The 24,907-nt window shown below is 59.1% G+C and carries 25 protein-coding genes; 14 read left to right on the top strand and 11 right to left on the bottom strand.

Annotated elements, in window-relative coordinates; genetic code table 11:
- The first annotated feature begins 143 nt into the window (after positions 1–143).
- From ACP7BN_RS05615 to ACP7BN_RS05630, 4 genes are all read left to right on the top strand, one after another.
- A complete protein-coding gene (locus ACP7BN_RS05615; protein WP_426202324.1) occupies positions 144–1,634 on the top strand; it encodes a leucyl aminopeptidase in 1,491 nt (496 codons plus the stop codon).
- A gap of 60 nt (positions 1,635–1,694) precedes the next feature.
- Positions 1,695–2,123 carry a DNA polymerase III subunit chi gene (locus ACP7BN_RS05620; RefSeq protein WP_426202327.1) on the top strand — a complete coding sequence of 143 codons (429 nt, stop codon included), beginning with the start codon at positions 1,695–1,697 and terminating at the stop codon, positions 2,121–2,123.
- Between the two features lie 8 nt (positions 2,124–2,131).
- Positions 2,132–2,515 carry a DNA polymerase III subunit chi gene (locus ACP7BN_RS05625; RefSeq protein ID WP_426202329.1) on the top strand — a complete coding sequence of 128 codons (384 nt, stop codon included), beginning with the start codon at positions 2,132–2,134 and terminating at the stop codon, positions 2,513–2,515.
- A 256-nt stretch (positions 2,516–2,771) separates the two neighbouring features.
- On the top strand, positions 2,772–5,618 hold the full coding sequence (locus ACP7BN_RS05630) for a valine--tRNA ligase (protein ID WP_426202331.1): 2,847 nt from the start codon (positions 2,772–2,774) through the stop codon (positions 5,616–5,618).
- 60 nt (positions 5,619–5,678) lie between these two features.
- On the opposite strand, the gene ACP7BN_RS05635 is transcribed toward ACP7BN_RS05630, so the two are convergent.
- Positions 5,679–6,086, bottom strand: coding sequence for a hypothetical protein (locus ACP7BN_RS05635; protein WP_426202333.1), 408 nt, complete (start codon positions 6,084–6,086; stop codon positions 5,679–5,681).
- A 217-nt stretch (positions 6,087–6,303) separates the two neighbouring features.
- On the opposite strand from ACP7BN_RS05635, the gene rlmF reads away from it, so the two are divergent.
- The gene (gene rlmF / locus ACP7BN_RS05640) at positions 6,304–7,329 is read left to right on the top strand and encodes a 23S rRNA (adenine(1618)-N(6))-methyltransferase RlmF (RefSeq protein ID WP_426202336.1); all 1,026 of its coding nucleotides are present in this window, start codon (positions 6,304–6,306) and stop codon (positions 7,327–7,329) included.
- Between the two features lie 112 nt (positions 7,330–7,441).
- On the opposite strand, the gene ACP7BN_RS05645 is transcribed toward rlmF, so the two are convergent.
- A complete protein-coding gene (locus ACP7BN_RS05645) occupies positions 7,442–7,723 on the bottom strand; it encodes an HU family DNA-binding protein (RefSeq protein WP_420647745.1) in 282 nt (93 codons plus the stop codon).
- A 395-nt stretch (positions 7,724–8,118) separates the two neighbouring features.
- Here ACP7BN_RS05645 and yejK point away from each other — a divergent pair, with 395 nt between their 5' ends.
- Both yejK and ACP7BN_RS05655 read left to right on the top strand, forming a co-directional pair.
- The gene (gene yejK / locus ACP7BN_RS05650) at positions 8,119–9,123 is read left to right on the top strand and encodes a nucleoid-associated protein YejK (protein ID WP_420647744.1); all 1,005 of its coding nucleotides are present in this window, start codon (positions 8,119–8,121) and stop codon (positions 9,121–9,123) included.
- The gene (locus tag ACP7BN_RS05655) at positions 9,123–9,473 is read left to right on the top strand and encodes a glutaredoxin family protein (protein ID WP_420647743.1); all 351 of its coding nucleotides are present in this window, start codon (positions 9,123–9,125) and stop codon (positions 9,471–9,473) included. The genes yejK and ACP7BN_RS05655 overlap by 1 nt, the downstream gene beginning before the upstream one ends.
- A 35-nt stretch (positions 9,474–9,508) precedes the next feature.
- Here the strand turns inward: ACP7BN_RS05655 and ACP7BN_RS05660 are convergent, their stop codons facing one another.
- The 5 genes from ACP7BN_RS05660 to ACP7BN_RS05680 all read right to left on the bottom strand — a co-directional run bounded on the left by ACP7BN_RS05660 (position 9,509) and on the right by ACP7BN_RS05680 (position 14,046).
- Entirely contained in the window at positions 9,509–10,444 is a 936-nt protein-coding gene (locus ACP7BN_RS05660) for a glutathione S-transferase family protein (RefSeq protein WP_426202339.1), read from the bottom strand.
- Positions 10,445–11,166: 722 nt separating this feature from the next.
- Positions 11,167–11,469, bottom strand: a complete 303-nt coding sequence (locus tag ACP7BN_RS05665; RefSeq protein WP_426202341.1) for a GIY-YIG nuclease family protein — start codon at positions 11,467–11,469, stop codon at positions 11,167–11,169.
- A 39-nt stretch (positions 11,470–11,508) separates the two neighbouring features.
- Positions 11,509–11,979, bottom strand: a complete 471-nt coding sequence (locus tag ACP7BN_RS05670) for a nuclear transport factor 2 family protein (protein ID WP_420647740.1) — start codon at positions 11,977–11,979, stop codon at positions 11,509–11,511.
- Between the two features lie 113 nt (positions 11,980–12,092).
- Entirely contained in the window at positions 12,093–13,397 is a 1,305-nt protein-coding gene (locus ACP7BN_RS05675; protein ID WP_426202343.1) for a CynX/NimT family MFS transporter, read from the bottom strand.
- The gene (locus tag ACP7BN_RS05680) at positions 13,387–14,046 is read right to left on the bottom strand and encodes a FadR/GntR family transcriptional regulator (protein ID WP_426202346.1); all 660 of its coding nucleotides are present in this window, start codon (positions 14,044–14,046) and stop codon (positions 13,387–13,389) included. Before ACP7BN_RS05680 ends, ACP7BN_RS05675 begins: the two co-directional genes overlap by 11 nt.
- A 166-nt stretch (positions 14,047–14,212) precedes the next feature.
- On the opposite strand from ACP7BN_RS05680, the gene ACP7BN_RS05685 reads away from it, so the two are divergent.
- Together ACP7BN_RS05685 and ACP7BN_RS05690 are read left to right on the top strand one after the other, a co-directional pair.
- Positions 14,213–14,524 (top strand): type II toxin-antitoxin system MqsR family toxin, encoded by a 312-nt coding sequence (locus ACP7BN_RS05685; RefSeq protein ID WP_426202348.1) that lies wholly within the window; start codon positions 14,213–14,215, stop codon positions 14,522–14,524.
- Complete coding sequence (locus ACP7BN_RS05690; RefSeq protein ID WP_426202350.1) at positions 14,521–15,009, top strand: type II toxin-antitoxin system MqsA family antitoxin; 489 nt, start codon at positions 14,521–14,523, stop codon at positions 15,007–15,009. Before ACP7BN_RS05685 ends, ACP7BN_RS05690 begins: the two co-directional genes overlap by 4 nt.
- Positions 15,010–15,068: 59 nt before the next feature.
- Here ACP7BN_RS05690 and ACP7BN_RS05695 read toward each other — a convergent pair whose 3' ends face one another.
- From ACP7BN_RS05695 to ACP7BN_RS05710, 4 genes are all read right to left on the bottom strand, one after another.
- Positions 15,069–15,833 carry an amino acid ABC transporter ATP-binding protein gene (locus tag ACP7BN_RS05695; RefSeq protein WP_150603734.1) on the bottom strand — a complete coding sequence of 255 codons (765 nt, stop codon included), beginning with the start codon at positions 15,831–15,833 and terminating at the stop codon, positions 15,069–15,071.
- A gap of 28 nt (positions 15,834–15,861) precedes the next feature.
- Positions 15,862–16,959 carry an amino acid ABC transporter permease gene (locus ACP7BN_RS05700; protein WP_426202353.1) on the bottom strand — a complete coding sequence of 366 codons (1,098 nt, stop codon included), beginning with the start codon at positions 16,957–16,959 and terminating at the stop codon, positions 15,862–15,864.
- 10 nt (positions 16,960–16,969) lie between these two features.
- Positions 16,970–18,151 carry an amino acid ABC transporter permease gene (locus tag ACP7BN_RS05705; protein ID WP_426202355.1) on the bottom strand — a complete coding sequence of 394 codons (1,182 nt, stop codon included), beginning with the start codon at positions 18,149–18,151 and terminating at the stop codon, positions 16,970–16,972.
- Positions 18,152–18,216: 65 nt separating this feature from the next.
- Positions 18,217–19,248 carry an amino acid ABC transporter substrate-binding protein gene (locus ACP7BN_RS05710; protein ID WP_420647734.1) on the bottom strand — a complete coding sequence of 344 codons (1,032 nt, stop codon included), beginning with the start codon at positions 19,246–19,248 and terminating at the stop codon, positions 18,217–18,219.
- Positions 19,249–19,714: 466 nt separating this feature from the next.
- On the opposite strand from ACP7BN_RS05710, the gene ACP7BN_RS05715 reads away from it, so the two are divergent.
- The 5 genes from ACP7BN_RS05715 to ACP7BN_RS05735 all read left to right on the top strand — a co-directional run bounded on the left by ACP7BN_RS05715 (position 19,715) and on the right by ACP7BN_RS05735 (position 24,888).
- Positions 19,715–20,371 carry an alpha/beta hydrolase gene (locus ACP7BN_RS05715; protein WP_426202357.1) on the top strand — a complete coding sequence of 219 codons (657 nt, stop codon included), beginning with the start codon at positions 19,715–19,717 and terminating at the stop codon, positions 20,369–20,371.
- Between the two features lie 96 nt (positions 20,372–20,467).
- Positions 20,468–21,958 (top strand): ATP-dependent RNA helicase RhlB, encoded by a 1,491-nt coding sequence (gene rhlB, locus ACP7BN_RS05720; RefSeq protein WP_420647732.1) that lies wholly within the window; start codon positions 20,468–20,470, stop codon positions 21,956–21,958.
- 123 nt (positions 21,959–22,081) lie between these two features.
- On the top strand, positions 22,082–23,026 hold the full coding sequence (locus tag ACP7BN_RS05725) for an ornithine cyclodeaminase family protein (protein ID WP_426202360.1): 945 nt from the start codon (positions 22,082–22,084) through the stop codon (positions 23,024–23,026).
- Positions 23,027–23,040: 14 nt separating this feature from the next.
- Positions 23,041–24,171 (top strand): NAD(P)/FAD-dependent oxidoreductase, encoded by a 1,131-nt coding sequence (locus tag ACP7BN_RS05730; protein ID WP_426202362.1) that lies wholly within the window; start codon positions 23,041–23,043, stop codon positions 24,169–24,171.
- A 75-nt stretch (positions 24,172–24,246) separates the two neighbouring features.
- Entirely contained in the window at positions 24,247–24,888 is a 642-nt protein-coding gene (locus ACP7BN_RS05735; protein ID WP_426202364.1) for a helix-turn-helix transcriptional regulator, read from the top strand.
- Positions 24,889–24,907: the final 19 nt, after the last annotated feature.

Raw genomic sequence — 24,907 nt, forward strand, 5'->3', positions numbered from 1 at the left:
CAACCGAGGGTTGTCAGGCGCGGTGAGCGAGGTTCAAACTGCCGCGTCTGTCGCGGGCACTGACCTGCGCTTCTTCTATCTATAAGCAGGCGGCTGCGCACATCGCAGAACGCCTGTGTTGACCATTCATTAGGGATCCGGACATGGAACTGGTTGTAAAAAGCGTTAGCCCAGAAACGTTGAAAACCGCCACCCTGGTAGTTGCCGTCGGCGAAGGCCGCAAGCTCGGCGCCGCCGCCAGACTGGTCGACGAAATGAGCGGTGGCGCCATCAGCGCCGTGCTCAAGCGTGGCGATCTGGCCGGCAAGGTCGGTCAGAGCCTGCTGCTGCACAGCCTGCCGAACCTCAAGGCCGAGCGCGTTTTGCTGGTCGGTGCAGGTAAAGATGAAGAACTCGGCGACCGCCCATTCCGCAAAATCATCGCCGGCATCCTCAACACCCTGAAGGGCCTGAATGGCAGCGATGCAGTTCTGGCACTCGATGAAATCATTGTTAAAAATCGCGACAGCTACGGCAAAACCCGTCTGCTGGCCGAAACGCTGGTCGACGGCGAATACACGTTCGACCAGTTCAAAAGCCAGAAAGCCGAACCGCGCGCGCTGAAAAAAATCACCCTGCTGACCATCAAAGCCGCTCAGGCCGAAGTCCAGCGAGCCGTGACCCACGCCACTGCAATCGCCAACGGCATGGCCTTCACCCGTGATCTGGGCAACCTGCCGCCGAACATCTGCCATCCGACGTTCCTTGGCGAGCAAGCCAAGAACCTGGGTAAAGAATTCAAGGATCTGAAAGTCGAAGTCCTCGACGAGAAGAAGATCAAATCACTGGGCATGGGTTCGTTCTACGCCGTCGGCCAGGGCAGCGAACAGCCGCCACGCCTGATTGTCATGCAATACAACGGTGGCAAGAAATCCGAGAAGCCATACGCGCTGGTTGGCAAAGGCATCACTTTCGACACCGGCGGCATCAGCCTGAAACCGGGCGCCGGCATGGACGAAATGAAATACGACATGGGCGGCGCAGCCAGCGTGTTCGGTACTCTGCGTGCCGTACTTGAGCTGAAACTGCCGATCAATCTGGTGTGCATCCTCGCTTGCGCGGAAAACATGCCGAGCGGCAATGCGACCCGTCCGGGCGACATCGTCACCACCATGAGCGGCCAGACCGTGGAAATCCTCAACACCGACGCCGAAGGCCGTCTGGTGCTGTGCGACGCCCTGACCTACTCCGAGCGTTTCAAGCCGCAGGCAGTGATCGACATCGCCACCCTGACCGGCGCTTGCGTGGTTGCGCTGGGCGCCCACACGTCGGGCCTGCTGGGTAACAACGACGAACTGATCGAGCAACTGCTCAGCGCTGGCAAAACTGCTGACGACCGCGCCTGGCAACTGCCGCTGTTCGATGAGTATCAAGAACAGCTGGACAGCCCGTTTGCCGACATCGCCAACATCGGCGGGCCGAAGGCCGGCACCATCACCGCTGCATGCTTCCTGTCGCGCTTCACCAAGAACCTCAACTGGGCGCACCTGGACATCGCGGGCACCGCATGGACCAGCGGCGGCAAGGACAAGGGCGCCACTGGCCGTCCGGTGCCACTGCTGACCCAATACCTGCTGGATCGCGCCAAAGCCTGACACCGATGACTGCGGGCGGCGTTTCTATATAGAAGCGCCGCTTGCAGCTCAGGAACCGCAATGACCAAAGTCGACTTTTACATCCTGCCCAGCGCCGATCCTTCGGCACGCCTGGACTTTGCCTGCAAGCTCACCGAGAAAGCCTGGCGCATGGGCCATCGCATCTACCTGCATTGCAGCGATGCGGCTCAGCGTGATGAGCTCGATGCGCGCCTGTGGACGTTCAAGGGCGAAACCTTCGTACCGCACGGCCCTGCCGAAAGCGAACCGGACGGCCTGATTGTGCTGGGATTGGGCGAGGACTGCGGCCAGCACGCAGACTTGCTGGTCAATCTCGACTTGAAAGTCCCGGCCTTCGCCAGCAAATTCGCCCGTGTGGCGGAAGTGGTGGTGGAAGACCCGGCGATCCGCGCGGCGGCCCGGGACAGTTTCCGTTTCTACCGGGAACAGGGCTATCCTCTGCAAGACCACCGTTTACAGCGACTCTGAGCATTCCAATGGACACTCCGAAACCGCAGCAAAAGTCCGCACACCTGCTGGACGATCTCGAATCGATCCGTCAGTTGCTCGGCGATGACAACCTGCAACCACCGCTGCTGACCGACACGGTCGAGGATGGCGAGCAGGAGCAGATTCCTATGTTGTTCGATTCGGTAAGCGCGCAAGCGCCAGCCGTCGAGCCGACTCCTGCACCAACCCCTGCAACGGCCGCGCCCGTAGTTAAAGGCCCGGACGCCCTGCTGCATCTGGACAGCGAATTGCGCGCCGCTGCGCAACTGATCATGCAAGACGTAATCGACGATTTCGCTCCGCATATCGAAACCGAAATCAAACGCCGCCTCGATGCGCGGATGGAACGCCTGCTAAGCCAATACGAATAATCCGGCCATTTGGGGGCTTTTGTGGCGAGGGGATTTATCCCCGTTCGGCTGCGGAGCAGTCGTAAAACCTGTGCACTGGGTTTGTCTGACAGATCTCTGGGGCCGCTTCGCAGCCCAACGGGGATAAATCCCCTCGCCACAAAGGTTTACTCCAAACATTAGTCTCCAGCCAGTCCTCCCCCGCTCGCCCTCGGCCCCATGCCCCGCTATACTTCCCGGCTTTTCCTGAATAAATGCCAATAGGGTCCCGCCGCGCATGGATAAGACCTACCAGCCGCACGCCATTGAAACTTCCTGGTACAACACCTGGGAGTCCGAGAACTACTTCGCCCCGCAAGGCGCGGGCGACTCCTACACCATCATGATCCCGCCGCCGAACGTCACCGGCAGCCTGCACATGGGTCACGGTTTCAACAACGCGATCATGGACGCCCTGATCCGTTTCCGCCGCATGCAGGGTCGCAATACCCTGTGGCAGCCGGGTACCGACCACGCCGGTATCGCCACGCAGATGCTGGTCGAGCGTCAACTCGAAGCCAAAGGCCAGAGCCGCCACGACCTCGGTCGCGAAAAATTCCTCGAGAAAATCTGGGAATGGAAAGATGAATCCGGCGGCAACATCAGCCGGCAGATCCGCCGCCTCGGCTCGTCCGTAGACTGGAGCCGCGAGCGCTTCACCATGGACGACGGCCTTTCGGAAGCGGTGAAAGAAGCGTTCGTGCGCCTGCACGAAGACGGTCTGATCTATCGCGGCAAGCGTCTGGTCAACTGGGACACCAAGCTGCACACGGCGATTTCCGACCTCGAAGTGGAAAACCACGACGAGAAAGGTTTCCTGTGGAACCTCAAATACCCGCTGGCCGATGGTGCGAAAACCGCTGAGGGCAACGACTTCCTGATCGTCGCGACCACGCGTCCGGAAACCATGCTCGGCGACTCCGCCGTCGCGGTGAACCCGAACGACGAGCGTTACAAAGCCCTGATCGGCAAGTTTGTCGAGCTGCCGCTGGTCGGTCGCCGCATCCCGATCATCGCCGACGATTACTGCGACCCTGAATTCGGCACCGGTTGCGTGAAAATCACCCCGGCCCACGATTTCAACGACTACGAAGTCGGCAAGCGCCACAACCTGCCGCTGATGAACATCTTCGACAAGAACGCGCACGTGCTGCAGGCCTGTCAGGTGTTCAACCTCGACGGCACGCTGAACGAAAGCATCGACGGCAAGATCCCGGCTGAATATGTTGGTCTTGAGCGTTTCGAAGCACGCAAGCAGATCGTTGCCGCGTTCGACGCCTCCGGCCTGCTGGTGAGCATCGACGATCACAACATGAAGGTGCCGAAAGGCGACCGTTCCGGCACTGTGATCGAACCGTGGCTGACCGACCAGTGGTACGTGTCCACCAAGCCTTTGGCTGAGCCTGCGATTGCAGCCGTTGAAGACGGTCGTATCCAGTTCGTGCCGAAACAGTACGAAAACATGTATTTCTCGTGGATGCGTGACATCCAGGATTGGTGCATCAGCCGTCAGCTGTGGTGGGGCCACCGGATTCCGGCCTGGTACGACGAATCGGGCAAGGTCTACGTCGGTCGCGACGAAGCGGAAGTCCGTGCCAAGCACAACCTCGGCGCCGACGTGACGCTGCAACAGGACAACGACGTTCTCGACACTTGGTTCAGTTCGGGTCTGTGGACCTTCTCCACCCTCGGCTGGCCGGAAAAGACCGAATTCCTGAAGAAATTCCACTCCACCGACGTGCTGGTCACCGGTTTCGACATCATCTTCTTCTGGGTTGCCCGGATGATCATGATGACCATGCACCTGGTGAAGAATGAAGACGGCACGCCGCAAGTTCCGTTCAAGACTGTCTACGTGCACGGTCTGGTGCGTGATGGCCAAGGCCAGAAGATGTCCAAGTCCAAGGGCAACGTCCTTGACCCGCTGGACATCATCGACGGCATCGAGCTGGAAGACCTTGTGCAGAAACGCACTTCCGGCCTGATGCAGCCGAAACTGGCGAAGAAGATCGAGAAGCAGACCCGCGACGAGTTCGCCGACGGCATCGCCAGCTACGGCACCGACGCCCTGCGCTTCACCTTCTGCTCGCTGGCGTCCACCGGTCGCGACATCAAGTTCGACATGGGCCGCGTCGAAGGCTATCGCAACTTCTGCAACAAGATCTGGAACGCCGCGCGTTACGTTCTGGACAAGGGCGAAGACTGCGGCCAGAACGGCGAAGCCTACGAGCTGTCGCTGGCGGATCGCTGGATCATCTCGCAGCTGCAACGCACCGAAGCCGAAGTGACCCGCCAACTGGATCAGTTCCGTTTCGACCTCGCGGCGCAAGCCTTGTACGAGTTCATCTGGAACCAGTACTGCGACTGGTACCTCGAACTGTCCAAGCCAGTGCTGTGGGACGAAAACGCCCCGGTCGAGCGCCAGCGTGGCACCCGCCGCACACTGGTTCGCGTACTGGAAGTGGCGCTGCGCCTGGCGCATCCGTTCATGCCGTTCATCACTGAAGAAATCTGGCAACGCATCGCGCCGCTGGCCGGTATTCAGGGCAAGACGATCATGCTCCAGCCTTGGCCAGTGGCCAACGAAGAGCGCATTGATCCGGCAGCCGAGAGCGACATCGAGTGGCTCAAGGAACTGATGCTCGGCACGCGCAACATTCGTGGCGAGATGAACATCGGCCCGGGCAAGCCGTTGCCGATCTATCTGAAAAACGTCAGCGCTGAAGATCAGCGTCGGTTGACCGAGAACGAAGCGCTGCTGAAGAAGCTCGCGCGTCTGGAATCGATCACAGTGCTGGCGGCCGGCGAAGAAGCTCCACTGTCCGCCACCGCGCTGGTGGGCGAAATGGAAGTGCTGGTGCCAATGGCCGGTCTGATCGACAAGGCGGCCGAGCTGGCCCGTCTGGACAAGGAAATCCTGCGTCTGCAGGGTGAAGTCCAGCGCGTTGGCGGCAAGCTGTCCAACGCCGGTTTCGTTGACAAGGCCCCGGCCGAAGTCATCGACAAGGAACGCGCCAAACTGGCCGAAGCCGAACAGGCTCTGGGCAAGCTGGCCGAGCAACACGCGCGGATTGCCAGCCTGTAACGGCAAACCGCAATGAAAAAGGGAGGCCCGCAACGGCCTCCCTTTTTTATATCGGTTGCATCACTCCGGACACGTTCCGCCACCCGGCACCCCAATAGCAACTTTTACGAGCGACGGTGGGGATTGGACGATACTGCCGTCGGGTTGCGTAATGGTCCAACTCTCAAGCAATGAACCAAACTCACCGATCGGTTTGATTGTGGTCGAATATGGAGAAATGTTGAAGTCCGCGAACGTAATTGGTGACGTTACCTTTACGGTGAACTCCGCATCCGTTCCCGCAATAGGATTTGTGCCATCGAGTCCTTGGCAGGCCTGAGAAGTCAGAGTAATGAGGGCACCTGCCATCACATTTTCTGGCAACTCGACCTGTACTCGAATGCCTTCCACAGGACTGGGGATAGTCGCGCAATTGATATAGTTGTGCAGGTTAGCATCTAAAAACTTGGCGGGAGGCAACTCGCTCATGAATATCACTCCAGAAAACACTTTAAGTTAAATAAGATTTGCCCTCCCAGTAAACCCAATGATGATGCTTGCTCCAACTGACATATATGACAGGTATTCAAGACTTATTCGGAATAAAAAACTTGCCGCGCAAGTGATTTGCACTCGTTTGCTCGGCCACGGTTCAGATGTGGGACAATGGCCGCCAATTTCAGCCATACCCGAATCGACCACGCCCATGAACGCCCCCCGCACACCTCGCCCCGCGCGCAAGAAGCCTGATTCCGCCACCCCGGCCAAGCCCGTGGAGCCGCGTAAAGAGGCCAGCCTGCACCCACGTAATCGCCATCAAGGTCGTTACGACTTCCAGGCGCTGATCAAAACCACGCCGGAACTGGCGAAGTTCGTGATCATCAATCCGTACGGCAAGGAAAGCATCGACTTCGCCAGCCCGGATGCGGTGCGCGTGTTCAACCGGGCGCTGCTCAAGTCGTTCTATGGCATCCAGCATTGGGATATTCCCGCCGATTACCTCTGCCCACCGGTCCCGGGCCGTGCCGACTACGTGCACTTCCTGGCTGACATGCTGGCCAACGTTAACGACGGCGTTGTCCCGCGCGGTGCAATCGTCAACGTGCTGGATATCGGCATGGGCGCCAACTGCGTGTATCCGCTGATTGGTAACAGCGAATATCGCTGGCACTTCCTTGGCTCGGAAATCGATCCGACCGCCGTGGCCGCCGCCAAAGCTATCGTTCAGTCCAACGACCTGAACAAGGTCATCCAGCTGCGCCTGCAAGAGAACCGCAAGCACATCCTGATCGGCCTGCTGGAGCCGGGCGAGCGTTTCGACCTGACCATGTGTAATCCGCCGTTCCACGCTTCGATGGACGAAGCGACCAAGGGCAGCGAGCGCAAATGGCGCGCACTCGGCCGCGCCGACCCGCAACGCAAGTTGCCGGTGCTGAACTTCGGTGGCCAGTCGGCTGAACTGTGGTGTGAAGGTGGGGAAGCACGTTTCGTGACGCAACTGATCGCCGAGAGCGCGAACTTCCAGCACAAGGTGCTGTGGTTCAGCACACTGGTGTCGAAAGCTTCGAACCTGCCTGCGATCGAAACGGCGCTGAAGAAGGCCGGTGTTCTGGAAAGCCAGGTTGTGGAAATGTCCCAGGGCCAGAAGCAAAGCCGCTTCGTCGCCTGGACCTTCCAGACCAAATCCGAACAGCAGATCTGGCGTCGCGACCGCTGGGTTCGCAAGGGCTGAGTTGTTCCAAGCCCGAAGCCGCGATCATTCGCTGCTTCGGGTTTATAAAATCAGCAGGCACAAAAAAACCGTGCCCGGATCACTCCGGTGCACGGTTTTTTATTGCTGCGTCTTACTTGTTCACAGCGTCGGTCAGGCCTTTGGCCACAACCAGCTTGATCACTTTCTTGGCAGCGATTTCGATGGCAGCGCCAGTCGAAGGGTTACGGCCGGTGCGGGCAGGACGCTCGGTCACTTTCAGCTTGCCGATGCCTGGCAGGGTGATTTCGTGGCCGTTTTCCAGCTGATCGGCAACGATTTGGCCCAGTTGGTCCAGAGCGGCACGCGCGGTGGTTTTCGGCGCGTCGATAGCTTCAGCGATGTCGGCGATCAGTTGGTCTTTAGTAAGAGCCATGTAGTGTTCCTTCCCTATCAAATTCATATGGATTGCAGAGTGCAGTGTCAGCCATCGAGCCCGATCTTCTGGATCTGGCACCCTCGGCGATAACCGCGACGAGTCGGGTTATAGATACCGAAATCAGGGTTTGGTTCGACCTGACAAATGCTGAATGCACGCTTAACGCAGTGACTTCGCGTAAGACCGGGCAAAACTAGCACAGCGACAAGGAAATATCCGCCTCTAGCTACCCAAATGGTCAGGTTTATTGCGCTAAATCGTTAAATAAATGCATAAGGGCTGCCGAGTGACCCGGATTTGCCCCTCAGCCCGCGCCAAATCCAGTGGTTGCGGTACACTGAGCGCTTTTTCGGGGGAGCCTGCCCTCCTCCCATTCACCAGCCGAGAAGCCCATGCCGATCCGTCATTGCATCGTCCATTTGATCGACAAAAAACCCGACGGCACGCCCGCAGTTCTGCACGCTCGTGACTCCGAACTGGCCGAGTCCGCGGCCATCGAGAACATGCTCGCCGACCTCAACGAGAGCTATAACGCCAAACAGGGCAAAGCCTGGGGCCTGTTTCATCCGGAGTCCGGCGCGTTTCCGTTCAGCGGCTGGCTGAAGGAATACCTTGAAGGTGGTCAGGACTTCACAGCGTTCAGCCGCGTGGCAGTGGAGCACCTGCAGAAACTGATGGAAGAATCCAACCTGTCGGTCGGTGGCCACGTGCTGTTCGCCCACTATCAGCAGGGTATGACTGATTACCTCGCAATTGCGCTGCTGCACCACAGCGAAGGCGTGGCGGTAACCGATCAGCTCGACGTGACGCCATCGCGGCATCTCGACCTCGGCCAATTGCACCTTGCGGCGCGAATCAATGTGTCCGAGTGGCAGAACAACAAGCAATCCAAGCAATACATCTCGTTCATCAAAGGCAAGAACGGCAAAAAGGTTTCGGAGTACTTCCGCGACTTCATCGGCTGCCAGGAAGGCGTCGACGGCCCGGGCGAGACCCGCACCCTGCTCAAGGCCTTCAGCGATTTCGTCGAGAGCGAAGATCTGCCGGAAGAATCCGCACGCGAAAAAACCAAGACACTGGTCGATTACGCCAGCAGCCAGGCCAAACTTGGCGAACCTATGGGCCTGGAAGAACTCTCGGAGCTGATCGACGAAGAACGCCCGAAAGCCTTCTTCGACCATATCCGCAACAAGGATTACGGCTTGTCGCCAGAAATCCCGGCCGACAAACGCACCCTTAACCAGTTCCGCCGCTTTACCGGCCGCGCCGAAGGCCTGTCGATAAGCTTTGAAGCGCACCTGCTGGGCTCGAAGATCGAGTACGACGAAGAAGCCGGCACTCTGATCATCAAGGGCCTGCCGACCTCGCTCACCGATCAGCTGAAGCGTCGTAACTGATGCTCGGCAATGTGCTGAAAAAAGTTCTGCTGGTACTGATCGTGGTCGTGGTCTATCAGAACTGGGGCAAGATCGAGCGGGTGTTCAATCCGTCGCAGATGGTTTCGGAGCAAGTCCGCGCCAACGCTGACGTCGTGCTGTACACCACCGACTGGTGCGGCTACTGCAAGCAGACCAAGCGTTTTCTCGATGCCAAGGGGATTGCCTACAAGGAATTCGACATCGAGAAGGACGCCGAGGCGCGCGAGGCGTATGAAGCGTTGGGCGGACGCGGGATTCCGTTGATCGACGTGAATGGAACGTTGATTCGCGGGTTTGACCCGGATGAGATTCTGGCTGCGCTGAAATGAATGAGGGAGCCAATTGGCTCCCTCATTCAGTTTGCTCAGTGTTTTTCGATGCGGAAACCGAAACGCGGGAAGTGCACATGCACCACTCCGCCACGTTCGTCTTCGCGGCGCAGGATCAATTCCTCACGCCCAGCGAACAACAACTCCCCGGCAACCGGATCAACACCGTAATCAGTCGCCGCGATCACTACCTGCTGCCCCGCAACAAAGCCGTTCGGATCAACGAACTGCTCATCCGGCAAAGCCGCTGGTGGCGCATTACGCGCAACCTCCAGCGCGGCATCAGCAGTCATCTCACTCGCCGCGCCATGGCCGAAACCCTGCACCCGGCCGAACCACGCCGCCACAGCTGGATAATCATCAACAAACGGCGCCGTCACGTGCGTCGCCTTCAAGAACCACATCGGATGTGCCAAAGCGAAATCGGCAATCGACGGCTCACCAAACAGGAAGTCGCCCTGCTCGCGCTGCAACTGCTGCTCCAGTCGCGCCATGATCGTTGGCCATTGATGCTTGGCCTGCTCGGCAGACAGGCGCGTCGCGCTGCCACCCGAGAACAGCGCGGCACGATCAGCGATGAACGCCTTGATCGCTTCCGGCGGCAGCTTGCCGAAACGCACCGCCACCGATTCCGGTTGGAACACCAGGCTCACCGCATGCTGAAACACCACCGAATCAGCCCACGTCGCGAAACTCGCGGTGATCATTTCCTGCCCCTGCGGGAAGAACGCCGGCGAGGCTTTTTCCTGCTCCAGACGCCGGGCGATCAATGCGGTGTCGCAATAGATGTCAGCGCCAATCTGCAACACCGGTGTCTTGCGGTAACCACCGGTCAGCGCGGTCAAGTCAGGCTTGGGCATCACCGGCGAGATGTGCACCGAACGCCAGGACAAGCCTTTGAAACCCAACAGTAGACGGGCCTTTTCGGCGAATGGAGAGGTCGGGTAATGATGCAGAATCAACTCGGACATGCTCGGCTCCGCCGCACAAAAAGTGAGTCTGCAGCTTAACGCGCATTTAGATAGCAGCCTACAGATCTGGCTGATGGGAACCTATCAGTCAGATTGATAAGGTGCTCAAGATTTACCGAGCTAAAAAACCGCCTCGGCCGAAACCGGGGCGGTTGTTCTCACACCGATAAACCTTACGTCAGGTCATCAAAGTGATCTCGCAGGAACTCGTAAAAGCGGAACGCTTTAAACGATCTCCATACGAGGCTCAGAGTACGCAGCAAAAGCTTCATACGTTTTGGCCTCCAGTCGGTGGCCAAACCTCCAGCGTGCTTACCGGACCATGTACGCCTTTGGAATACACGCCAGCGTATTCAGTGAGGCGGCCGATTGTGATCCCTCCGAGCCATCATTCCGGCACGGGTGCAACTCCGTGTCAGAGGGCGTGAGATCGGTTCGCCAATCGACTTGGCCTCAGTGACTGCACTGTCATGCGAGCGGACGAATAGTAATCAGATTCTTGAACTGGCTTTTAAACAAATCGAACCAGAAAAGCATTCTCTGGAATGATTGCTTGAAGGCTTGCCCGGCGCCGAAAAGGCGAATAAGCTTCGTCCACGCCAGTGTATTCAGTGAGATGCACCAAGCTCGGCCGCAAACCGATGCTTACGGAAAAAACCGCCCCGCAAGGCGGTTTTTTTTGCCATCAATTTTGTAGCCACTGCCTCGTAGAACAGCGAGGTCTACCTCGACTGATAGGAAGCCACCAAGCATTCCTTGGCACTCTTCCTGAGCTTCTTGATCAACCTTTCCTGACGCAACGCATCGCTCTTGTCCCGGCACAACTCGGTATACACCAACGCCATCGCCGGACTCGACAGGAAAAACCGCGCGCCCTTGCCGCTCTGATGTTTGGCAAAGCGGCGCACGGGATCATCGCTGATCCCGCAGTACAGCGAGCCGTTGGCCGCGCGTACGAGGTAGACGAACCAGGATTTGCTCACAGGTTTGTCGGCTTCGAGAGGATTTTCGCTGAGGCTGGTCACTTGAGGATCAAGGCGTGGAGGAAACAGGCCGCGATCTTATCAGCGACTGGCCTGAAAAGCCTTCAGGCCTTTCAGCGCCTGAGCGCGCACCGCGTTGTGCACTACTGGCGTCCAGCCCAATAGCAGCCCTTTGAAACCCAACGCCTGACGCGACCAGCGCCACAGATCGAAGTGGTCGTGGTGCTCGCAGATCTTGCCGTCGCGAAACACGAAGCGCGCCTGGATATCATTGACCACCGTGTTGCCGGTCTGGCTGAACAGGTAGGTCGCCACCCAATGCGCGCCGCCAGTGCGCTCATCGGCGCGGACGTTGTCGAAGGTCAGGGAGAAATCCCTGGCGCGGGTGGTGAGCATGCGCCACATATCGCCGGCATCGCGCCCGCGCAGTTCACCGAAAGCCGGGTCGCTGAACACTACATCGTCGCTGTAGCAGGCAGCCATCCCTTCGGCGTCGAGACGCTGGAACGCCTCGTAGAAGCGGGTGATCAGGGCGCTGTGGGCTTCACTCATGGGCAAACTACCTTTGGTTGCAAAATGATGGCAGACGATTGCCAGCACGATAGTCTGCAAACGCGGGAAACACTATCGGCATTCGCGCTCCGAATACCGACAGTGCGGATGCTTCAGATCTTCTCGCTTTCGACCTGCACGTACAGCGAGCGCCCGGCACCGAGTCCGGCAATGATCGCACCAAGACCGATGATGCCGAAAATCCAGCCCACGGCATTCCAGCCGCCAGTCCAGTCGTGCACGATGCCGACCGCGAACGGCCCCATCGACGCCAGGGTGTAGCCGAAGCCCTGCGCCATGCTCGACAGATTGGCCGCGACATGCGCATCACGCGAGCGCAGCACGATCAACGTCAACGCCAGACTGAACGCACCGCCCTGCCCCAACCCGAGCAGAATCGCCCAGCCCCACAGGCCTTCAATCGGTGCGTACAGGCAACCGAACAGACCGCCGAGCGTCATCGCCATCACCACCACGATGGCCAGACGCTGATCCTTGCCACGCGTCGCCAGCCAGGGTGCTGCCAGTGAGCTGGCGAGCTGAACGATCACCGAACAGGACAACACCAGTCCCGCTTGGGTCGGTGTCAGCCCGCGACCAATCAGGATCGAAGGCAACCAGCCGAATACGATGTAGGCCAGCGACGATTGCAGGCCCATGTACAGCGTGACTTGCCAGGCCAGCGGATCACGCAACAGACCGCGCACTCGATAAGCCACATTGTGCGCGCCATGTTTCTGCCCGACTTGCGGCAACCAGAACACCGCCGCAACCAGCGCCGGAATCACCCAGAAACCCAGGCCTACAGCCCAGCTGTGGTCGAAGTGTTCGCTTAACGGCACGGTCGAACCCGCCGCCATCGCCGCACCGAGACACAGGGCCATGGTGTACACGCCAGTCATGGTGCCGGCGTGTTTGGCGAAATCGCGTTTGACGATACCCGGCAGCAATACGCCGATGATGCCGATACTCGCGCCGCCCAACACGCTGCCCGCAAACAGGCCGATTTCTCCGAAATTGCTGCGCAGGATAATCCCGCCAGCCAGCGTCAGAACAATCCCCAGTACAACGCGTTCGGCGCCAAAACGCCGCGCCAGAATCGGCGCCATCGGCGCGAACAGACCAAGGCACAGCACCGGCAAAGTCGTCAGCAGGCCGGCGTGTGCAGCCGACAAACCCAGGCTTTTCGACACGTCAGTGAGCAGCGGCGCCATGCTCGACAGCGCCGGGCGCAGGTTCAACGCGACCAGGATAAGACCCAGCAGCAATAGCCATGGCCGGCGCACCAGCGGATGACTTTGCTGCACTTGCTCGTCGTCGGCCTCGGCGTCGATCAGCAGCTCTTCCAGCTCTGCGGTGCGTTTGGGGGCTGTGGATATCTCACTGCGGGGCATGGTTTTCTCGGTTTCAAGGTTCATTGATCAACTGCCTGGATAAGGCTTTTGCCCGTTCCGGATCGCGCTGTTCGACCGCATCTAGCAACTCGATGTGCAGATCGAACACTTCTTGGCGACGCGGGACGATGTTCAAGGTCTGGCGCAACTGCGCGCCGACGATGCTGGAGAAATAGCGGTACAACTCACTGAGCGCCGGGTTGTGCGCGGCGTCCACCAGTCCCTGGTGAAACACCAGATCACACGCGACGTAGGTGTCGAGATCGCCGTGGTAGTGACAACCGCTGGTACCGAGCGCCTCACGCAACGCCACCAGATCTTCATCAGTGCGGCGCAATGCAGCCAGACCGATGGCCTCGACTTCGAGGATGTGCCGGGTTTCCCGCGCATGATCCAGCGAGCAGCGCGACAGTGCCTTGAGCGTGTCCATCGGATCGACCACCGCCCGCAGATAACTGCCGTCGCCCTGACGGATCTCGATCAATCCAGAGAACGCCAATACACGCATGGCTTCGCGCACGGTGTTACGGCTGATGCCCAGCTCTGAGCTGAGCTCAGGCTCGGTCGGCAAGCGCTGACCGACAGCCCATATGCCATCGGTGATGCGCTGGCGTAGCTGATCCAGGGCCTGATCGACCAAGGATCGCTTAATAAGTGGAGAAATGTCTGACATGGGATTCGCCTTTTCATCCAATCATCGGATGAATTTTCTGACATGTTAGTCAGCTTCGTGTAGGACGGCAACCGCCTAGGGTCAGATGGAGAGAAAAGGAGCGGGATTTTCGATTAGTCAAAATTACCCTTTAAGGGTAATTTCAGGGACAGGTGCAAGATTGCTTATGGAGAAGAACACCCCTCATTACGACTTGACCGTAGTCAAGACGGAAGTTGTTAGACGAGGCAAAGCCGCCTTCACAAGGCAGGCGCTCGAAACCGCCAAGGATATGGGCATGTCGCATCAATTAATGACGCAAGTGATCTGTTCGCTCGAACGTCGAATGCTTTACAAATCCATGACGTCCTACGCCAACCATCGCAACTGGCACGACGTCTACCACACAACGTTTCGTGACTTGGAGATTTACATCAAAGTGACTTACTGCCCCGGCGGTGGGCCCCCGGTAATCTCCTTCAAGGAGAAAAACATATGAATGAAAGACAATGCGTGAGCTGTGGTACCGACGACGGAATGAGTCATTTTCAAGGTCGCAGTCTCACAGTGAATTACAAACAGTTTTCGCGGCTCGTGCATGATATTGCCGGCTGGGAGTGCAGGGTTTGCGGTGAAATCATCTTTGACGATGGCACCGACAGCGCTGAGCGCTATGTGGACGCTGGCGACCGGCTGCTTGAGGACTCTTTCAGGATAATAGGAGGCGAGATGAAGCGAATTCGCCGCAAGCTGCACCTCACGCAACGAAACGCAGTGAAGTTGTTATCGGGAGGTGGACATAATGCATTTTCGCGCTACGAGCGGGGAGAGCTTCCTCCACCTCAGCCGTTATTCACACTAATGAGGCTTCTGGATCGTCATCCGCATTTGCTCGCTGAAATACAAGGGCTCAATGAAGGTAGCGAACTCACGCAACTGATGGCAGCTCGCCACCCCGAATCGGAACCTGTTTTAGCCTCCTGATCTCCAGCCAAAAATAAACCCGGAACTGAGTCCGGGTTTATTTCATTGCCTGCATCCGATCAATGCAGAATCTGACTCAGGAACAGCTTTGTACGCTCATTCTGCGGGTTATCGAAGAAGTCGTTCGGCGCTGCCTGTTCAACGATCTCGCCCTTGTCCATGAAGATCACGCGGTTGGCCACGGTCCGCGCGAAACCCATTTCGTGGGTTACGCAGAGCATGGTCATGCCGTCTTCCGCCAGACCGATCATGGTGTCGAGAACCTCTTTCACCATCTCGGGATCAAGCGCCGAAGTCGGCTCATCGAACAGCATGATTTTCGGTTTCATGCACAGCGCACGGGCAATCGCCACACGCTGTTGCTGACCGCCGGACAGTTGCCCCGGAAACTTGTGCGCCTGCTCCGGAATGCGTACGCGTTCCAGGTAATGCATGGCGATTTCCTCGGCCTTGCGCTTGGGCATCTTGCGCACCCACATCGGCGCCAGGGTGCAGTTCTGCAGGATGGTCAGGTGCGGGAACAGGTTGAAGTGCTGGAACACCATGCCGACTTCACGGCGGATCGCCTCGATCTGCTTGAGGTCATTGGTCAGCTCGACACCGTCAACCACGATGCGGCCCTGCTGGTGTTCTTCCAGACGATTCAGGCAGCGGATGGTGGTGGATTTGCCGGAGCCCGACGGGCCGCACAGCACGATACGCTCGCCCTGTTTGACGTTGAGATTGATGTCTTTCAGTACGTGGAACTGGCCGTACCACTTGTTCACGCCCTGCATCTGAATAATGCCTTCAGGGCTCACAGGCTTTTTGATTGCTTCGCTCATTACAGAACTTCCCAAATTAGGTAGCGACTTAGCGCTTGTGGCCAGTGTCGAGCTTGCGTTCCAGATGCATGGAATAGCGCGACATACCAAAACAGAAAATCCAGAACACCAGGGCGGCGAACACGTAGCCTTCGGTGGCCATGCCCAGCCATTTCGGATCGGCAGCGGCTTGCTTGACGCTGTTGAGCAGGTCAAACAGGCCGATGATGATCACCAGACTGGTGTCCTTGAACAGCGCAATGAAGGTGTTGACGATGCCGGGAATAACCATCTTCAGGGCTTGCGGCAGAATCACCAGGCCCATCGAACGCCAGTAGCCCAGGCCCATCGCCGCCGCTGCTTCGTATTGACCTTTGGGGATCGCTTGCAGCCCGCCGCGCACCACTTCGGCGACGTACGCCGACTGGAACAGGATCACGCCGATCAGCGCTCGCAGCAGCTTGTCGAAGTTCATGCCTTCGGGCAGGAACAGCGGCAGCATCACCGAGGACATGAACAGCACGGTGATCAACGGCACGCCGCGCCAGAACTCGATGAAGGTCACGCAGACCACGCGGATCGCCGGCATGTTCGAACGGCGACCGAGGGCCAGGACGATGCCCAGCGGCAATGCGCCGGCGATACCGACAGTGGCGATCACCAGGGTCAGCATCAGGCCGCCCCACTGGCTGGTCGCCACCTGAGTCAGACCGAACACACCGCCGTGCAGCAGACACCAGGCCACGATCGGGTAGATCACCAGAAAGCTCAGCCCGTACACCGCTTTGTGCGCGACGCGCTTGATGAACAACGGCGCGACGCCAATCACCGCCAGCCACACGGTCAGGTCAACGCGCCAGCGCAGATCGGCCGGGTAGTAGCCGTACATGAACTGGCCGAAACGCTGCTGAATGAACACCCAGCAGGCGCCCTCCTTGGTGCAGTCGGCGCGGGTGGTGCCGACCCAGTTGGCGTCGATGATCGCCCAGCTGAGAATCGGCGGCACGATCAGGTAAATCAGGTAGAACGCGAACAGCGTCAGCAGCGTGTTGAGCCAGCTGGAGAACATGTTCGCGCGCATCCACGCCACCACGCCGATGCTGCTGCTCGGTGGGGGCATGTCGGGTTTGAAAGTATGAGTACTCATGCGCTTTTCCTTACCGCTCGATCAGCGCAATGCGCTTGTTGTACCAGTTCATCAGCAGGGAAATGCTGATACTGATCGCCAGGTACACGCTCATGGTGATGGCAATCACTTCGATCGCCTGACCGGTCTGGTTGAGCACGGTGCCGGCGAACAGCGAAACCATTTCCGGATAACCGATACCGGCCGCCAGCGAGGAGTTCTTCGCCAGGTTCAGGTATTGGCTGGTCAGCGGTGGAATGATCACGCGCAGGGCTTGCGGAATGATCACCTTGCGCAAGGTCGGGCCGTTGCGCAGTCCCAGCGAACGCGCCGCTTCGGTCTGGCCGTGGCTGACCGACTTGATCCCGGACCGTACGATCTCGGCGATGAACGCCGCGGTATAAACAGTCAGGGCCAGAGTCAATGCCAGCAGTTCCGGGATCAGCACCCAGCCGCCCACGAAGTTGAAGCCTTTGAGCTGCGGCATTTCCCAGTGCAGCGGCGCGCCGAAGATCAGTGCGCACAGCGCCGGAATCACTACGAGGATGGCCAGGCCAACCCAGAATTTGTGAAACGGGACACCGGTTTCTTCAAAACGCCTGGTCGCCCAGCGGTTCATCAGCACGATGGCGACGATAGCTACCACGACGCTGATCACGAACGCCCAGAAACCGTCCGCCGCCAGCGCGCCCGGCATGTTCAGGCCACGGCTGCTGACGAAAAAGGTGTCGCCGAAGTTGTGACTGTTGCGCGGCCCCGGCATGGTCAGGAACACCGCGAAGTACCAGAACAGGATTTGCAGCAGCGGCGGAATGTTGCGGAAAACTTCCACATACACGGTCGCCAGTTTGCTGATGATCCAGTTCGGCGAGAGACGTGCCACACCGATGATGAAACCGAGCAAGGTTGCCAGGATCACGCCGATGAACGTCACCAGCAAGGTGTTGAGCAGACCGATCACGAATACCCGGGCATAGCTGTCCGATTCGGTGTAGTCGATCAGGTGTTGAGCGATGCCGAACCCGGCGCTGCGCTCCAGAAAGTCGAAGCCGGAGGTGATGCCCCGGTGTTGCAGGTTGGTCTGAGTGTTATCGAACAGATACCAGCCCATCGAGACCACCGCGACAATGGTGATGATCTGGAATAGCCACGCACGCACTCGTGGATCGCTGAGGCTGAACCTCTGCTTTGGTGCGCCGATTGAATTTTGCATGAAGTGCCCCGAAAGAAATGGAACAGAACATCACCCGGCGGTTGGCCCGCCGGGTGATAGAACCATTAGCGCACTGGTGGTGCGTACTGAATGCCGCCGTTGTTCCACAGCGCGTTCAGGCCACGGTCGATTTCCAGCGGAGTGCTCTTGCCGAGGTTTTTCTCGAAGATTTCGCCGTAGTTACCGACTTGGGAAACGATTTTCACCACCCAGTCCTTCGGCAGTTTCAGATCCTTGCCGTACTCACCGTCGCCGCCCAGCAGACGTGCAACGTCCGGGTTCTTGGTCGACTTGGCTTCTTCCAGTACGTTTTTCGACGTCACGCCGGCTTCTTCAGCGTTGAGCAGCGCATAGCCGACCCAGCGCACGATCGCCAGCCACTCGTCATCGCCGTTACGCACGACTGGGCCCAGCGGTTCTTTGGAAATGGTTTCCGGCAGAACCACGTAGTCCTTCGGCGTAGCCAGTTTGCTGCGCTGAGCGAACAGTTGCGATTTGTCCGAGGTCAGTACGTCGCAACGACCGGATTCCAGCGACTTGGCACTTTCATCGGAGGTGTCGAAAGTGATCGGGGTGTACTTCAGGCCATTGGCGCGGAAGTAGTCGGACACGTTCAGCTCGGTGGTGGTACCGGCCTGGATGCAGATGGTTGCACCGTCCAGTTCCTTGGCACTTTTCACGCCCATCTTGCTGTTGGCCAGGAAGCCCACGCCGTCGTAGTAAGTGATGAAGCCGGGGAATTTCAGGCCCATGCCCGCGTCACGCGAACTGGTCATGGTGGTGTTGCGCGACAGGATGTCGATCTCGCCCGATTGCAGCGCGGTGAAGCGCTCTTTGGCATTCAACTGACTGAATTTGACCTTGGTCGCGTCGCCGAAAACCGCTGCGGCCACAGCACGGCAGACGTCAGCGTCGATCCCGAGGATCTTGCCGGTCGAATCCGGTACCGAGAAACCCGGCAGACCGTCGCTCACGCCACACTGCACGAAACCTTTCTTCTGCACGGCATCCAGGGTTGCACCCGCCTGAGCGAACCCGCTGACACCGAGTACTGCTGCAGCAGTCACGATGGCCAGGGTGGATTTCAACATCTTCATTCAAACCTCCAGTTTTGCTCTTGTTGTGTCGGAGCTTGAGTTCCGTCGCACCCTTTTGAGGCGTTGCTGACCCGTGTTGGCTTTTTTTAGGGTCAACCGACGCAGAACCTTCGCTATGAGTCTAGTAGGAGACAATCCACATCATGGACAACTCACTTCTCACCATCGGCCGAACGGGCTGTAGCCCTTTCACGTTCGCTAAGCCCGTAGCGGTCATTGGCGAACATCCATCACCGGATTCTTTGCTTTCCCCCCGCCCGACGTTCACTGATAGTGTTACCGCCGGGCGCGAGATCAACTGCGCGAATTCTTCATAGCAAAGCCCGTACCACACTGGTCGCCGATACGACTGTGCGACAGGTCAATAGCAAAACTTGTAACCTTGCGACATCTTCTTAACGGATCACCCCGACGCGCACCTCAATCACGCACTTAATGAGAGCGCCCGCACATATTTGGAGCAGCCATGACCGAGCCCTTGATTCTTCAGCCTGTTAAGCCCGCAGACGCCTGCGTGATCTGGCTGCACGGCCTCGGCGCCGACCGCTACGACTTCCTGCCGGTGGCCGAGGCTCTGCAGGAAAACTTGTTGAGCACACGCTTTGTATTGCCACAGGCGCCTACTCGTCCCGTGACCATAAATGGCGGATATGCCATGCCGAGCTGGTACGACATCAAGGCCATGAGCCCGGCGCGAGCCATCAACCGTGATGAGCTGGAAGCATCCGCCGATCACGTCATCGAATTGATCGAACAACAGCGCGCCAGCGGAATAGACGCCTCGCGGATTTTTCTCGCCGGGTTCTCCCAAGGTGGCGCCGTGGTTTATCACAGCGCTTTTCTGCGCTGGCAGGGACCGCTGGGTGGGGTGATAGCGCTGTCGACGTATGCGCCGACTTTCAGTGATGAACTGCAGTTGTCCGCCAGTCAGCAGCGGATTCCGGTACTGGCGCTGCACGGCCAGTTCGACAACGTGGTGCAGAACTCGATGGGCCGCACGGCGTATGAGTATCTGAAGGCTCATGGTGTCACCGTGACATGGCAGGAATACCCAATGGAGCACGAAGTGTTACCCGAGGAAATTCGCGATATCGGCGTGTGGCTGCACGAACGCCTGCGCTGATCAGTTCTGCAATAAAAGCCCTTTGATCATCCCACTACGCCGCGCCCGATTCTTGCATTACACTGGCCGGCGTACATTCCTTAACCAATTGATGAGATGACCGTGCTCAAAGCACTCAAGAAAATGTTCGGTAAAAGCGAGGCTGAGCAGCTCGCGCCAGTTCCCAGTGCGCCATCCCGCACTCCCGGTCATCAAAGCGATGCCCCTCAAGCTGACCGCCACGTTCCGGTAGCGGCCCCCAAACGCGAACCTCGGCCAGCACCGGCCACGCCTGTTGTTGATGCTCCAGTTGCCGAGCCAGCACACAGCGAAGCGCCGAAACCGGCCAGACCGCGTCGCGAACCGAAGCCCAAGGCGCCGGTGATCCCGTGGAAACTCGAAGACTTCGTCGTCGAACCACAGGAAGGCAAAACCCGTTTCCACGATTTCAAATTGTCCCCGGAACTGATGCATGCCATCCAGGACCTGGGCTTCCCGTATTGCACGCCGATCCAGGCGCAGGTGCTGGGTTTCACCCTCGCCGGCAAAGACGCCATCGGCCGCGCCCAGACCGGTACCGGCAAAACCGCCGCGTTCCTGATCTCGATCATCACCCAGCTGCTGCAGACCCCGCCGCCGAAAGAGCGCTACATGGGTGAGCCACGCGCACTGATCATCGCGCCAACCCGCGAGCTGGTGGTGCAGATTGCCAAAGACGCCGCGGACCTGACCAAGTACACCGGCCTCAACGTCATGACGTTCGTTGGCGGCATGGACTTCGACAAGCAGCTCAAGCACCTCGAGGCGCGCCACTGCGACATCCTCGTGGCCACGCCGGGCCGTCTGCTCGACTTCAACCAGCGCGGCGACGTGCATCTGGACATGGTCGAAGTGATGGTGCTGGACGAAGCCGACCGCATGCTCGACATGGGTTTCATCCCGCAAGTGCGGCAGATCATTCGTCAGACGCCGCCGAAGAACGAGCGTCAGACGCTGCTGTTCTCCGCGACCTTCACCGAAGACGTGATGAACCTCGCCAAGCAATGGACCACCGACCCGTCGATCGTCGAGATCGAGTCGCAGAACGTGGCCAGCGAAAACGTCGAGCAACATATTTACGCGGTAGCAGCCGCCGACAAATACAAACTGCTCTACAACCTCGTCACCGACAACGGTTGGGAGCGGGTGATGGTCTTCGCCAACCGCAAGGATGAAGTGCGGCGCATTGAAGAACGTCTGGTGCGTGATGGCGTCAACGCCGCGCAACTGTCCGGCGACGTGCCGCAGCACAAGCGCATCAAGACTCTGGAAGGTTTCCGCGAAGGCAAGATCCGCGTACTGGTTGCCACCGACGTCGCCGGTCGCGGCATCCACATCGACGGCATCAGCCACGTGATCAACTTCACCCTGCCGGAAGTCCCGGACGACTACGTGCACCGCATCGGCCGTACCGGTCGCGCCGGCGCCGATGGTGTGTCGATCAGCTTCGCCGGAGAAGATGACTCTTATCAGTTGCCTTCGATCGAAGAGAAGCTGGGCCGCAAGATCAGCTGTGAAACACCGCCGACGCATCTGTTGCGTGCGGTTGAGCGCAAGCGTCCCGAGTAAGCGAAGCGATAAAGGAAAGCGCAGCCGGCAACGGACTGCGCTTTTTTTTCGTCTGGATATTGTTCGCCTCGACTAAAAGTCCATAATGGACAAATTAGTTTATATCCAGACGGCGGAGCCGACATGTCCAGTACGCCTTACGTGATCGACCAGACCCAGGCCCGCGAGTTGCTGGCGCGGATTGATGTGCCGCAGATCCTGCGCAACCTGTTCCGTGATCTGGCGGCCGGGCACGCAGTGCAACCGGCGCAGCAACTGGTGGAATTTCCACAGGGCGCCGGGGATTTCATCAATTATCTGGGCGTACTCGCCGAGGACGGCGTGTACGGGGTCAAGACTTCGCCGTACATCGTGCGCGAGCAAGGCCCGCTGGTGACCGCGTGGACGCTGTTGATGTCGATGAAGACCGGCCAACCGCTGCTGTTATGTGATGCCGGTGAGCTGACCACCGCACGCACGGCGGCGACCACAGCGGTGGCAGTCGATGCCCTTGCGCCGTTGAACGCACAACGCCTGGCGATCATCGGCAGCGGCAAGGTCGCCCAGGCGCACCTGCATTACGTCAAAACATTGCGCGACTGGCAGAGTATTACGTTCTATTCGCCAAGCCTGAGCTCCGACGCCGAAACCGCGAAACTGCTGAAATCCCTCGATCCACGCCTGACCATCGCCGCCAGCCGCGAAGCCGCCATCGCCGATGCTGACGTGATCATGCTCTGCACTTCGTCCGCCGGCCCGGTGATTGACCCGGCGAACCTGAGCAAACCGGCGCTGATCACTTCGATCAGCACCAACGCTGCACGCGCTCACGAAGTGCCGCCGCACAGCCTCAACGACATGCAGGTGTTCTGCGACTATCGTCTGACCACCCCGGGTTCGGCGGGTGAGATGTTGATTGCCGCTGAACAACACGACTGGAATCCCGATTCAATCCTCGGTGACCTCGCGGACCTGCTCAGCGAAAAAGTGCAGCGCCCGGAATATCACCGCCACGTATTTTTCCGCTCGATTGGCCTGGGCCTGGAAGACATCGCCCTGGCCAATGCGGTTTACCAATTGCAGCGCTGACAGCGGAGATCATCATGAGCCACGCAGATTTCATCATCATCGGCGGCGGGATTGCCGGCGCTTCCAGCGGTTTCTGGTTGTCGCCGCACGGCAAGGTGATCGTGCTGGAGCGCGAATCGCATCCGGCCTATCACTCCACCGGCCGTTCGGCCGCGCTGTTCACTGCCGCGTACGGCACGCCGCAGGTGCGCGCGCTGACTCAGGCCAGTCGCGCGTTTTTCGATAACCCGCCCAGCGGATTTTGCGAACATCCACTGCTGACCCCACGCGGCGAGATGACCGTGGATTTCACCGGCGATCCGGCCGAGCTGAACAATCAATACCTGAGCGCCAAAGCCACGGTGCCGGAGATGCAACTGCTCAGCGCCGACGAAGCCTGCGCACGGCTGCCGATCCTGCGCCGGGAAAAAGTCCACGGCGCGATCTACGATCCGTCCGCCAGCGACATCGACACCGACGCGCTGCATCAGGGTTATCTGCGCGGTATTCGCCGCAACAAAGGCGAAGTGCACACCGATTGCCAGGTGCTGGGCCTGAGCCGCGATGCCGAAGGCCTATGGCAGGTCGAGACCAACGGCCAGACGTTCAGCGCCCCGGTTGTTATAAATGCCGCAGGCGCGTGGGCCGACAAGGTCGGTGCATTGGCCGGCGCCCAGCCGTTGGGCCTGCAACCGAAGCGCCGCGCCGCGTTCATCTTCGCCGGCCCCGAAGGCGTGGATATTCATCACTGGCCGATGCTGGTCAGCCTCGATGAATCGTTCTACATGAAGCCCGACGCGGGCATGTTCCTCGGCTCGCCGGCCAACGCCGACCCGGTGGAACCGCATGACGTGCAGCCTGAAGAACTGGACATCGCCATGGGCATTTACCAGATCGAAGAAGCCACAACGCTGACCATCCGCCGCCCGACCCGCACCTGGGCCGGTTTGCGCAGCTTCGTCGCTGACGGTGACTTGCTCTGCGGTTTCGATCCGCAGGTACCGGGGCTGTTCTGGGTCGCCGCGCAGGGCGGTTACGGCATTCAGACGTCTCCCGCCATGGGCCAGGCCAGTGCGGCATTGGTGCGCGGTGAAGCACTGCCCGAACACCTGCAGCAGTTCGGTCTGAACGCCGCGATGCTCGCCCCTGCCCGCCTGCGCGGATGACGCGCGCGACCGATTGCGGCACACTCGCAGCGCCCCTGTGCACGGGGCGCTGACGCTTTCTGGAGCTACACAATCATGACCGCCGCCGAAACCAAACCCGAGCTGAAAGACGCTGCGCTGGACAACTTCCGCGCCATCGCCGACGCCATCGCCACGCTGTTCTATCCCCACGCCGAAGTGGTGCTGCACGACCTGCGCACGCAGAAGGTCGATTACATCGCCAACAACCTGTCGAAACGCGAAATCGGCGACGATTCGGCGCTGGAAGACATGCTCAGTGAAGACGTCAGCGAACGGAACATCGGCCCGTACGAAAAGCTCAACTGGGACGGACAGAAGATTCGCAGCCTGAGCAGCGTATTGCGCGACAGCGAAGGGCGTCCGCTGGCGGTGCTGTGCATCAATCTGAATATTTCGCTGTTCGAGAATGCCAAGGCTGCGCTGGATCTGTTTCTCTCGCCGAGCAAACTGATTCCGCAACCGGACTCACTGTTTCGCGATGACTGGCAGGAGCGCATCAACACCTTCCTGCACAACTGGCTGCGCGAACGGCAGCTCAGCCTGAGCGTGCTGACGCGTGATCACAAACGGGAATTGGTGTTGGCGTTGCACGCCGAGGGCGCGTTCAAAGGCAAGAGTGCTTCGAACTATGTGGCGAATGTGCTGAACATGGGGCGGGCGACGGTGTACAAGCATTTGAAAGAGTTGAAGGGCTGAACTTTATTGGCTGGTCTGG

It is taken from the genome of Pseudomonas sp. TWP3-1, from assembly GCF_049896625.1.
Lineage (GTDB): Bacteria > Pseudomonadota > Gammaproteobacteria > Pseudomonadales > Pseudomonadaceae > Aquipseudomonas.

What these genes read in the sequence shown, in the direction of transcription:
- ACP7BN_RS05615 (WP_426202324.1), top strand. Translation starts at nt 144, where the DNA reads ATGGAACTGGTTGTAAAAAGCGTTAGCCCAGAAACGTTGAAAACCGCC.
- ACP7BN_RS05620 (WP_426202327.1), top strand. Translation starts at nt 1,695, where the DNA reads ATGACCAAAGTCGACTTTTACATCCTGCCCAGCGCCGATCCTTCGGCA.
- ACP7BN_RS05625 (WP_426202329.1), top strand. Translation starts at nt 2,132, where the DNA reads ATGGACACTCCGAAACCGCAGCAAAAGTCCGCACACCTGCTGGACGAT.
- ACP7BN_RS05630 (WP_426202331.1), top strand. Translation starts at nt 2,772, where the DNA reads ATGGATAAGACCTACCAGCCGCACGCCATTGAAACTTCCTGGTACAAC.
- ACP7BN_RS05635 (WP_426202333.1), bottom strand. Translation starts at nt 6,086, where the DNA reads ATGAGCGAGTTGCCTCCCGCCAAGTTTTTAGATGCTAACCTGCACAAC.
- rlmF (WP_426202336.1), top strand. Translation starts at nt 6,304, where the DNA reads ATGAACGCCCCCCGCACACCTCGCCCCGCGCGCAAGAAGCCTGATTCC.
- ACP7BN_RS05645 (WP_420647745.1), bottom strand. Translation starts at nt 7,723, where the DNA reads ATGGCTCTTACTAAAGACCAACTGATCGCCGACATCGCTGAAGCTATC.
- yejK (WP_420647744.1), top strand. Translation starts at nt 8,119, where the DNA reads ATGCCGATCCGTCATTGCATCGTCCATTTGATCGACAAAAAACCCGAC.
- ACP7BN_RS05655 (WP_420647743.1), top strand. Translation starts at nt 9,123, where the DNA reads ATGCTCGGCAATGTGCTGAAAAAAGTTCTGCTGGTACTGATCGTGGTC.
- ACP7BN_RS05660 (WP_426202339.1), bottom strand. Translation starts at nt 10,444, where the DNA reads ATGTCCGAGTTGATTCTGCATCATTACCCGACCTCTCCATTCGCCGAA.
- ACP7BN_RS05670 (WP_420647740.1), bottom strand. Translation starts at nt 11,979, where the DNA reads ATGAGTGAAGCCCACAGCGCCCTGATCACCCGCTTCTACGAGGCGTTC.
- ACP7BN_RS05675 (WP_426202343.1), bottom strand. Translation starts at nt 13,397, where the DNA reads ATGAACCTTGAAACCGAGAAAACCATGCCCCGCAGTGAGATATCCACA.
- ACP7BN_RS05680 (WP_426202346.1), bottom strand. Translation starts at nt 14,046, where the DNA reads ATGTCAGACATTTCTCCACTTATTAAGCGATCCTTGGTCGATCAGGCC.
- ACP7BN_RS05685 (WP_426202348.1), top strand. Translation starts at nt 14,213, where the DNA reads ATGGAGAAGAACACCCCTCATTACGACTTGACCGTAGTCAAGACGGAA.
- ACP7BN_RS05690 (WP_426202350.1), top strand. Translation starts at nt 14,521, where the DNA reads ATGAATGAAAGACAATGCGTGAGCTGTGGTACCGACGACGGAATGAGT.
- ACP7BN_RS05695 (WP_150603734.1), bottom strand. Translation starts at nt 15,833, where the DNA reads ATGAGCGAAGCAATCAAAAAGCCTGTGAGCCCTGAAGGCATTATTCAG.
- ACP7BN_RS05700 (WP_426202353.1), bottom strand. Translation starts at nt 16,959, where the DNA reads ATGAGTACTCATACTTTCAAACCCGACATGCCCCCACCGAGCAGCAGC.
- ACP7BN_RS05705 (WP_426202355.1), bottom strand. Translation starts at nt 18,151, where the DNA reads ATGCAAAATTCAATCGGCGCACCAAAGCAGAGGTTCAGCCTCAGCGAT.
- ACP7BN_RS05710 (WP_420647734.1), bottom strand. Translation starts at nt 19,248, where the DNA reads ATGAAGATGTTGAAATCCACCCTGGCCATCGTGACTGCTGCAGCAGTA.
- ACP7BN_RS05715 (WP_426202357.1), top strand. Translation starts at nt 19,715, where the DNA reads ATGACCGAGCCCTTGATTCTTCAGCCTGTTAAGCCCGCAGACGCCTGC.
- rhlB (WP_420647732.1), top strand. Translation starts at nt 20,468, where the DNA reads ATGACCGTGCTCAAAGCACTCAAGAAAATGTTCGGTAAAAGCGAGGCT.
- ACP7BN_RS05725 (WP_426202360.1), top strand. Translation starts at nt 22,082, where the DNA reads ATGTCCAGTACGCCTTACGTGATCGACCAGACCCAGGCCCGCGAGTTG.
- ACP7BN_RS05730 (WP_426202362.1), top strand. Translation starts at nt 23,041, where the DNA reads ATGAGCCACGCAGATTTCATCATCATCGGCGGCGGGATTGCCGGCGCT.
- ACP7BN_RS05735 (WP_426202364.1), top strand. Translation starts at nt 24,247, where the DNA reads ATGACCGCCGCCGAAACCAAACCCGAGCTGAAAGACGCTGCGCTGGAC.